Raw genomic sequence first — 6,990 nt, 5'->3', positions numbered from 1 at the left:
TTAAGGTGTGAGCAACGCTACCACGAAACCTTACCTTACCACCGTAAACACAAAACCCAACGATGGAATGAAAAATGCCAAGCGTTGGGAATCACTCTTAAATGCTTTGTTATGTGCGATTTCGATTCAACCACATTGCCTTAAGTTTATCTACGGGCATTGCTGGTTTGGTTTTATGGAGCATAGCATGGCAATTTGGACAGACAGGTTTTAAGTCTTTGACTGGATCGACTGTATACGTTTCACCAATTTGCGCGAGGTCTACTTCATGGTGAACATGAATATAGCCAGTCCCTAAGTCACCATAATTTTCATGGAAATCGAAGCCACATACATAACAACGACTCCCATAGTGCTCGATACACTGAATTCTTGCTTTCGGATTACGCTCGTAAGCATTTACTGTAATTTGCTTTTTGGCACCCTCTGTTAACACTTCACTACCAATATCATCAGGGTATGAGATTCCTTGAGAATCAATTTGATATTTTTCTAAAAGTTCATCAACAAGAGCTTGAGTTTGTACCTGTTTTCCGTAACCAAGGGCATTGTAATATGCCACATGAGATGCGACGACATCTAAGGCTTGTCGCAACTTTTGAATACCAAAGTCGCTATAAATTTTCTCTAAGTAAATTCTCGTACCTTTGAGGTTCATCGTGCGCTTATATACAAAACCGTCCATGATATAACGATAGTTTTGAATGTAGTCTTGCGCGGAGCCTTTACCCATGATCTGATTTTTTACAGCAAGTTCCACTGCTTCCTTTCGAGATAGTCGCTCTTCGTAAACTTCACGAGCTAAATCATAGATTTGAAGTACTGATTCTTCGGTAATTTTCAAACTTTTCTCCTAGCACATAACGCCTTGTTAAGGTGTGAGGCACGCAATACAAAAGCCGCTGCATACTACCTTAACCACTAAAACCAACGCATAGTAAAAATGCCACGCGTGCCGAATCACTCTTGAACAATTTGTTATGCTCGTTCTTTTAGGGTTTGCACAAAACTTACAAGCAGCGAAACATCGGTAGTTTCAAAGCACTCAAGTTTTGGTAATACATAACTGTCGTTCGCTGTTTTTAAAGTAATTTCTTTGAGCACTGTGCCGTCCCTTGAGTAACTTATATCAGAAGATTCAACATCACATACATTCAAATGCCAAAGTGTACTGTTGCCAAGTTTAAGAGTAATACGCCCACCTAGGACCTCGATGCTGTAAAGACCACTTTTATCCGGAAATTTTTGCTGTAGTAATAAGCTAATTGCGGCTATTGAGCTCAAACCTAGCGCTACAAATAAGCTTCCTGAAGCAATAGAAATACAGATAATACCTATAGTGCCGATTAAAATTGCACCCTTATTCAAAGCTTTCTCTTTTTCCCTGAGAAACACAACTTCCTCCTAAGAGCATAACGCCCAATTAAGGTGTGAGGCACGCAATACCGATGCTGCCGCATACCACCTTAACCACTAAACCTGACGCATAGTAAAAATGCCACGCGTGCCGAATCACTCTTAAATTGTTTGTTATGTGATTTTTCTAGTTGGGTATACGAGGCTCTTCCCCCATGATTGCAGCCCCAGCACGATTAGCTTTAGCACTGCCAATACGATTAGCCACAGAAAAGGGACTACCAACACTAGCGCTATCTGCTGCACGATACACTAATCTGTCGTTAACGATAGTCCCCACATAGCGACCGTCAGTACCAAATACCTTGCTTCCACGAATTTTTCCGAATGCCACTCCAGATTTGCTGTATACAATATCTCCAGATACTTGAAGTGGTTTTCCATTCTTTGTATATAAATCCATTACTTACCTCATCAACAATCACATAACGCCGCATTAAGGTGTGAGCAGCGCTTGGCTATACTTGAGCGAAGCGAAACTGCCAAGCGTTGCGAATCACTCTTAAATGCTTTGTTATAAATTTTATGTTCCCGAACTGCTAGAAGCGTGGTTTGCAGCAATCGAAAATGGTTCGCCAAACGTAATCCAATACAACACACTGAGCAATGCGGAGATAACAACGAAGTATGAAATGAAATCTAATATGTGTGAGACGATTATCTTAAAGTGCATCGACCACCAATCTAAGCCTTTGATTTCATAATCCTCGGGCATTTCTAACTTTGCACGATAATAATCGCCACGAAAATCATTGTTTGAATGCGTTTCATAGAGTTTTAATAACTGATGATATTTATCCTTAAACTCCAGATACCTACCCTCATCATGCTCTTCTTCAGCTAAGTATGGACGAACTTCTTGCTTTAACTCTCCCAACTGCGCTGCACATGAATACATTTTCTCCGATGTACTGGAATAGTCATTGCGGTCAATTAGCAATGAGTAGACTAGAACAGCTATTGATGAAAAAGCTTGGAACAAACCAACTATTTTATTGTTAATATTGCTGCCCAATGAATAAGCCTGCATCAGCGTAACGAGAATCAAACCTAGTGATATAAACACTATAATGTAGGTCGAAAACATAGAATGAAGCTTTAGTCTTCTTGAGGCATTAAACCTTGTCTTCGATGTTGCATCCATTTTTTTGTACAAATTTTGAAAACTACTTTCTCTCTCTTCCACTTTTTCTACCCAACTATTAAAAATTTATAACGCCTTGTTAAGGTGTGAGGCACGCAATACCGAAGGTTCCGCATAACACCTTAACCACTAAAGCCAACGCATAGTAAAAATGCCACGCGTGCCGAATCACTCTTGAACAATTTGTTATACGAATTTTTTCAGTGCCAACACTTGCTGTTCAAATAACTCACAATCTGACTTTGAGTATGACTTAGCGACATTAACCCATTGAACGCCCGTTTCATCTATGTGGCGAAACTCGACTTGAAGTGCATATTTAGAACAACGAAAAAGAGCAAAAACCAAACCTACAACCGTCAGACTAAGAACTAAAACTAGTAGCCATTGTGGCACCTCTTCCAACCTTGGAATAACTAACCAAACTGCCCCTGAAAAAACACACACCCAGAATAAAACTTGACCTAAATTATCAAGAAAACTTAACTTTTTAACCCTAACATTGTTTATCTTAGACAAAGGATATGAGTCTTTCTTAAACCTGAACTCTTTTGAATCCAAGCTAAAATCAGTACTCTTGTACATAAATTCCCTCTATTCGTATAACGCCTTGCTAAGGTGTGAGTAACGCAATACAAAAGCTACCGCACAGCGCCTTAATCACATAAGCCACCGCAAAGTAAAAATGCCACGCGTTACGAATCACTCTTAAGCAATTTGTTAGTACATGCGCTACTTCTATTTATGCGCTCCAAGATATTGAAAAGTGGCATGATATGAAAGGCTTTGAACACTGAAGTGAGACGGGCAGCTACAAAACTATCCCCCGATTGAAAGACGAAAGTTGGCTAGAAGAAAAACGCACTGGACTGCCCTACTTTGCAAATTTCAAATTAGAAAAGGATTCTTTCCTCGTACTTCAACAGCCACACCAAAAGTAATCAAGGTTCTCTCAAAAGCCACCAAGAAAATGAAGAAGCGCCAAAGAAATAGGCTAAGAGTTAGAAGCCGTAAACGGTGAAATCAAAGCGAACACTCCGCATATAGTGCCACCGGAAAGAACGTGAAAGGCACTAACTGAAAGGTGTAAACACGAGCGCTAAAACAGATAAACACCAAAACTAATGACCTTTGATGTAAAACCCGTACTAACGCCTTGTTAAGGGGTGAGCAACGCAATACTGAAGCTACCGCATACCACTTTAAACATTAAAACCAACGCATAGTAAAAATGCCACGCGTTGCGAATCCCTCTTGAACAATTTGTTATGTGCGTTGTTCCACATGCGTAAAGATCTTTATAAACTCGGCTTCAGAAATGGTTAAATTTAATTTTGATTTGAGCTTTTTGTACAAAGCTTTTGCGAGTTGGTCGTTGGACAAATCATTGTATTGTGGATATTGCTGTCGATACACCGAAATTATGCTTTTTCCCTCGAACAACTGAGGCGTTGGAAATTGTTGGCAACCGTTGTCGAAACGACACAAGCTTATTTCACCCGTTAGGATGTTAGTTTTATGTACTAACCCTACTTGAATTGTGTCAGTTCGATAAAGCCCACCATTAAAAAAGAAAGCAGAGAAAACAGCCGAAATACCCAGCACAACACTTACCAATAATTTCAATTAAACCTCCTAGCACATAACGCCCAATTAAGGGGTGAACAACGCCTCCACCCAAACCTAAAGCATTGTGCCATAAACACTAAAACTGAAGTAGAAGCAAAAGTGCCAAGCGTTGTGAATCCCTCTTAAATTGCTTGTTATGTTTAAAGCCAAACGAGTCCACTATACGGCTTAGCTCTTAGGGATTCTAACCTGCTTTTAAGGGAGCCTGAATGTATCTCTAGTTTATGACCATCAGGGTCTAAGATATAAAGTGACTGTCCTTCACTCTTATTCTGTTTCCAAACTTCCACACCCAATGAAACTACACGCTTCGCAAACGCTTCAAATTCTTTTGGTTCGATATCAAAAGCTACGTGGGTATAGTCGTTTTTGGGGCAAGGTTCATCGTGAGAAAGGCAAAACCAGAGTTCACCTACTGATAAGTAAGCCCCATTGTCCCACTTAGCGTGAGCATTGAACCCCAACGTCTCCTGATAAAACTTAAGAGAGCGCTCTAAGTCACTAACTGCAATGGTTATATGATTGAGCCCTAAAATCACCGTTTTCTCCCGTAAACATAACGCCGCGTTAAGTAGTGAGCAACGCTACCACTAAACCTAACCATACCACCGTAAACACAAAACCCAACGATAGAATGAAAAATGCCATGCGTTGGGAATCTGTCTTAAACGCTTTGTTAGTTGCCCATTTCAAGCGCCAGTGCTAACATTTGTGCACACACCGTTTTTTTAGGAGTCTCCAATGGACACCAGAATTCAATTTCGCGTTGATGATGAAACAAAACGCCTAGCTCAACAGATGGCTGAGAGTCAAGGTCGTACACTTAGCGATGCTTGCCGTGAACTCACAGAGCAAATGGCAGAGCAACAACGAAAAACATTATCTCACGATGCTTGGTTAACGGAACAAGTTAATCTTGCTTTTGATAAGTATGACTCAGGCAAAGCCGTCTTTGTTGACAATGAATCCGCCAAGTCTCGTATGGAAGCACGAAAAGCTAAAATTCGAAGCAGAGGTCAACAATGATTCTGTGGGAAGAAGAATCCCTCAATGATCGAGAGAAAATCTTTGAGTTCCTTTATGACTTTAACCCTGATGTCGCAGAAAGAACCGACAACATCATTGAAGCTAAGGTCGAGAACCTACTAGAGCACCCATTAATGGGCGTACAACGTGATGGAATTCGAGGAAGATTACTGGTTATTCCTGAAGTCTCGATGATCGTTTCTTATTGGGTGGAAGGCTCAATCATTCGCATCATGCGTGTTCTGCACCAAAAACAGAAATTTCCTACAGACTAATGCGGCATACGGCAACTAACGCCTTGTTAAGGTGTGAGGCACGCAATACTAAAGTCTCCGCATACCACCTTAACCACTAAAACTAACGCATAGCAAAAATGCCACGCGTGCCGAATCACTCTTGAACAATTTGTTAAATGCCAAACTCCTCTGAGTTTCTTTTTTTCTTAAATTTATATTTTATGCGAGTCGGTACTAGTGTTAGCTTGAACCAAAAATCAGATACCTTATCATTGAATGTTCTATTTAACTGCCTATACTCATGCCGAATACTAAGCAAAATTTGCAAATACGGATCATCAATGGGCTCTTCTATTAGTTCACAAGCCTGCTCATTAACCCTTTTGAGAGCAAGATAACTTTTCTTTACCGAATCAGGGCTAACCAAACGTGCTTTTTCCCAGTTTTTGTTAATAACGGGGCTAAAGTAAGAGAGGTTTTCAGTAACGTGATTCATTAAACGCTGAAAACGCTCACCAAACTCATTGTCATCTAGATAAAAAACTGGTGATTGGTAGTTTATAGACTCATCAAATGAGCTTTCGTGTTTTTGACGTTCATGGGCATAATATGCTTTTGATACTCTTGAGCGAAATTCTGCTTTCTCGCTATCGGTAATCGCTGTCGGTGGATATGTAATATTCATACCATATGTTTGTTCTAACCAATGAGCGTTAGAAAAGTCATTCACTGCGTTTTCTAGATACTTATCTTCACTTTTATATGGTTGCTCCAATTGGTTTCGATAATGGAATAAGAGCAAGTCTGACGCGTCGTGATAAACTTTGTCATATGCACGAATTTTCTCTAGTTTCCGATTGAGTTTAGCTTGGCGAACTGCATATACAAAACTCAAAGCCGACACGACCAAACTGCCAATTGAAACAACAATAGCTACCTGCGATTTGTCCCAAAAACCTCCTTTTGGCATTTAACGCCCTGCTAAGGGGTGAGCAACGCAATACCGATGCTTCCGCACACCTCTTTAATCACTAAAATCAACGCATAGTAAAAATGCCACGCGTTGCGAATCCCTCTTGAGCAGTTTGTTAGCTTAAATTATGTAGCACCAAACCATACCACCCCAAAACAGAATGTTCAGTGTCCAAATCATTATGCTTTGAACTGGGAGCATATGAAAAACTAACTGGGGACATGCTTTTAGCTCACTTGGAGAAAACAGCATTTGAGGTTGGAAATCCCAACTAGTAGCTAAACGACAGCCACGTTTGAATCGAGGATGATTAACCAAATATTCTGCGTAGGATGAATAAATTGTCCATAAGCCCAAAAAGCCAAATAACTCAATTAGAGAGATCACTTCTAAGCTAAATGGCAATAGTGAAGGTCCACCAATGAGTATAATTGCCGCAAATATCCATTTTTTGTTTCTCATTACACATCCTTGTTAATGATTTAAGCTAACGCCCTGTTAAGGTGTGAGCAACGCAATACCGAAGCTCCCGCATACCACCTTAAACACTAAAACCAACGCATAAT

General features: G+C 40.3%; 11 protein-coding genes. 2 read left to right on the top strand and 9 right to left on the bottom strand.

Annotated elements, in window-relative coordinates; translation table 11 throughout:
• Positions 1-109 precede the first annotated feature (109 nt).
• The 7 genes from NDJ01_RS24755 to fos all read right to left on the bottom strand — a co-directional run bounded on the left by NDJ01_RS24755 (position 110) and on the right by fos (position 4,728).
• Complete coding sequence (locus NDJ01_RS24755) at positions 110-844, bottom strand: HNH endonuclease (RefSeq protein ID WP_045451795.1); 735 nt, start codon at positions 842-844, stop codon at positions 110-112.
• A 134-nt stretch (positions 845-978) separates the two neighbouring features.
• Positions 979-1,395, bottom strand: coding sequence for a hypothetical protein (locus NDJ01_RS08290; protein ID WP_258586544.1), 417 nt, complete (start codon positions 1,393-1,395; stop codon positions 979-981).
• Between the two features lie 148 nt (positions 1,396-1,543).
• A complete protein-coding gene (locus NDJ01_RS08280) occupies positions 1,544-1,819 on the bottom strand; it encodes a hypothetical protein (RefSeq protein ID WP_161688617.1) in 276 nt (91 codons plus the stop codon).
• A 120-nt stretch (positions 1,820-1,939) separates the two neighbouring features.
• The gene (locus NDJ01_RS08275; protein ID WP_258586542.1) at positions 1,940-2,602 is read right to left on the bottom strand and encodes an SLATT domain-containing protein; all 663 of its coding nucleotides are present in this window, start codon (positions 2,600-2,602) and stop codon (positions 1,940-1,942) included.
• Between the two features lie 144 nt (positions 2,603-2,746).
• Positions 2,747-3,145, bottom strand: coding sequence for a DUF6232 family protein (locus NDJ01_RS08265; protein WP_258586541.1), 399 nt, complete (start codon positions 3,143-3,145; stop codon positions 2,747-2,749).
• 681 nt (positions 3,146-3,826) lie between these two features.
• Complete coding sequence (locus NDJ01_RS08250; protein WP_161688599.1) at positions 3,827-4,186, bottom strand: hypothetical protein; 360 nt, start codon at positions 4,184-4,186, stop codon at positions 3,827-3,829.
• 143 nt (positions 4,187-4,329) lie between these two features.
• Entirely contained in the window at positions 4,330-4,728 is a 399-nt protein-coding gene (fos, locus tag NDJ01_RS08245) for a FosG/FosC2-related fosfomycin resistance glutathione transferase (protein ID WP_258586540.1), read from the bottom strand.
• A gap of 202 nt (positions 4,729-4,930) precedes the next feature.
• Between fos and NDJ01_RS08240 the strand changes: the two genes are divergently transcribed.
• Entirely contained in the window at positions 4,931-5,215 is a 285-nt protein-coding gene (locus NDJ01_RS08240; protein WP_258586539.1) for a type II toxin-antitoxin system RelB/DinJ family antitoxin, read from the top strand.
• Entirely contained in the window at positions 5,212-5,490 is a 279-nt protein-coding gene (locus tag NDJ01_RS08235; RefSeq protein ID WP_258586538.1) for a type II toxin-antitoxin system RelE/ParE family toxin, read from the top strand. The genes NDJ01_RS08240 and NDJ01_RS08235 overlap by 4 nt, the downstream gene beginning before the upstream one ends.
• 133 nt (positions 5,491-5,623) lie before the next feature.
• Here NDJ01_RS08235 and NDJ01_RS08225 read toward each other — a convergent pair whose 3' ends face one another.
• Positions 5,624-6,421: a hypothetical protein gene (locus NDJ01_RS08225; RefSeq protein ID WP_258586537.1), complete on the bottom strand. Its 798-nt coding sequence runs from the start codon at positions 6,419-6,421 to the stop codon at positions 5,624-5,626.
• Positions 6,422-6,544: 123 nt separating this feature from the next.
• On the bottom strand, positions 6,545-6,886 hold the full coding sequence (locus NDJ01_RS08215; protein WP_258586536.1) for a hypothetical protein: 342 nt from the start codon (positions 6,884-6,886) through the stop codon (positions 6,545-6,547).
• Between the last annotated feature and the right edge of the window lie 104 nt (positions 6,887-6,990).

Origin of the sequence: Vibrio sp. HS-50-1 (genome assembly GCF_024747315.1) — a bacterium.
GTDB classification, from domain to species: domain Bacteria; phylum Pseudomonadota; class Gammaproteobacteria; order Enterobacterales; family Vibrionaceae; genus Vibrio; species Vibrio diabolicus.
The sequence above is the reverse complement of the archived record's forward strand: the minus strand, read 5'-3'. Positions and strand labels throughout refer to the sequence as shown.

What these genes read in the sequence shown, in the direction of transcription:
- NDJ01_RS08280 (WP_161688617.1), bottom strand. Translation starts at nt 1,819, where the DNA reads ATGGATTTATATACAAAGAATGGAAAACCACTTCAAGTATCTGGAGAT.
- NDJ01_RS08265 (WP_258586541.1), bottom strand. Translation starts at nt 3,145, where the DNA reads ATGTACAAGAGTACTGATTTTAGCTTGGATTCAAAAGAGTTCAGGTTT.
- NDJ01_RS08240 (WP_258586539.1), top strand. Translation starts at nt 4,931, where the DNA reads ATGGACACCAGAATTCAATTTCGCGTTGATGATGAAACAAAACGCCTA.
- NDJ01_RS08235 (WP_258586538.1), top strand. Translation starts at nt 5,212, where the DNA reads ATGATTCTGTGGGAAGAAGAATCCCTCAATGATCGAGAGAAAATCTTT.
- NDJ01_RS08225 (WP_258586537.1), bottom strand. Translation starts at nt 6,421, where the DNA reads ATGCCAAAAGGAGGTTTTTGGGACAAATCGCAGGTAGCTATTGTTGTT.
- NDJ01_RS08215 (WP_258586536.1), bottom strand. Translation starts at nt 6,886, where the DNA reads ATGAGAAACAAAAAATGGATATTTGCGGCAATTATACTCATTGGTGGA.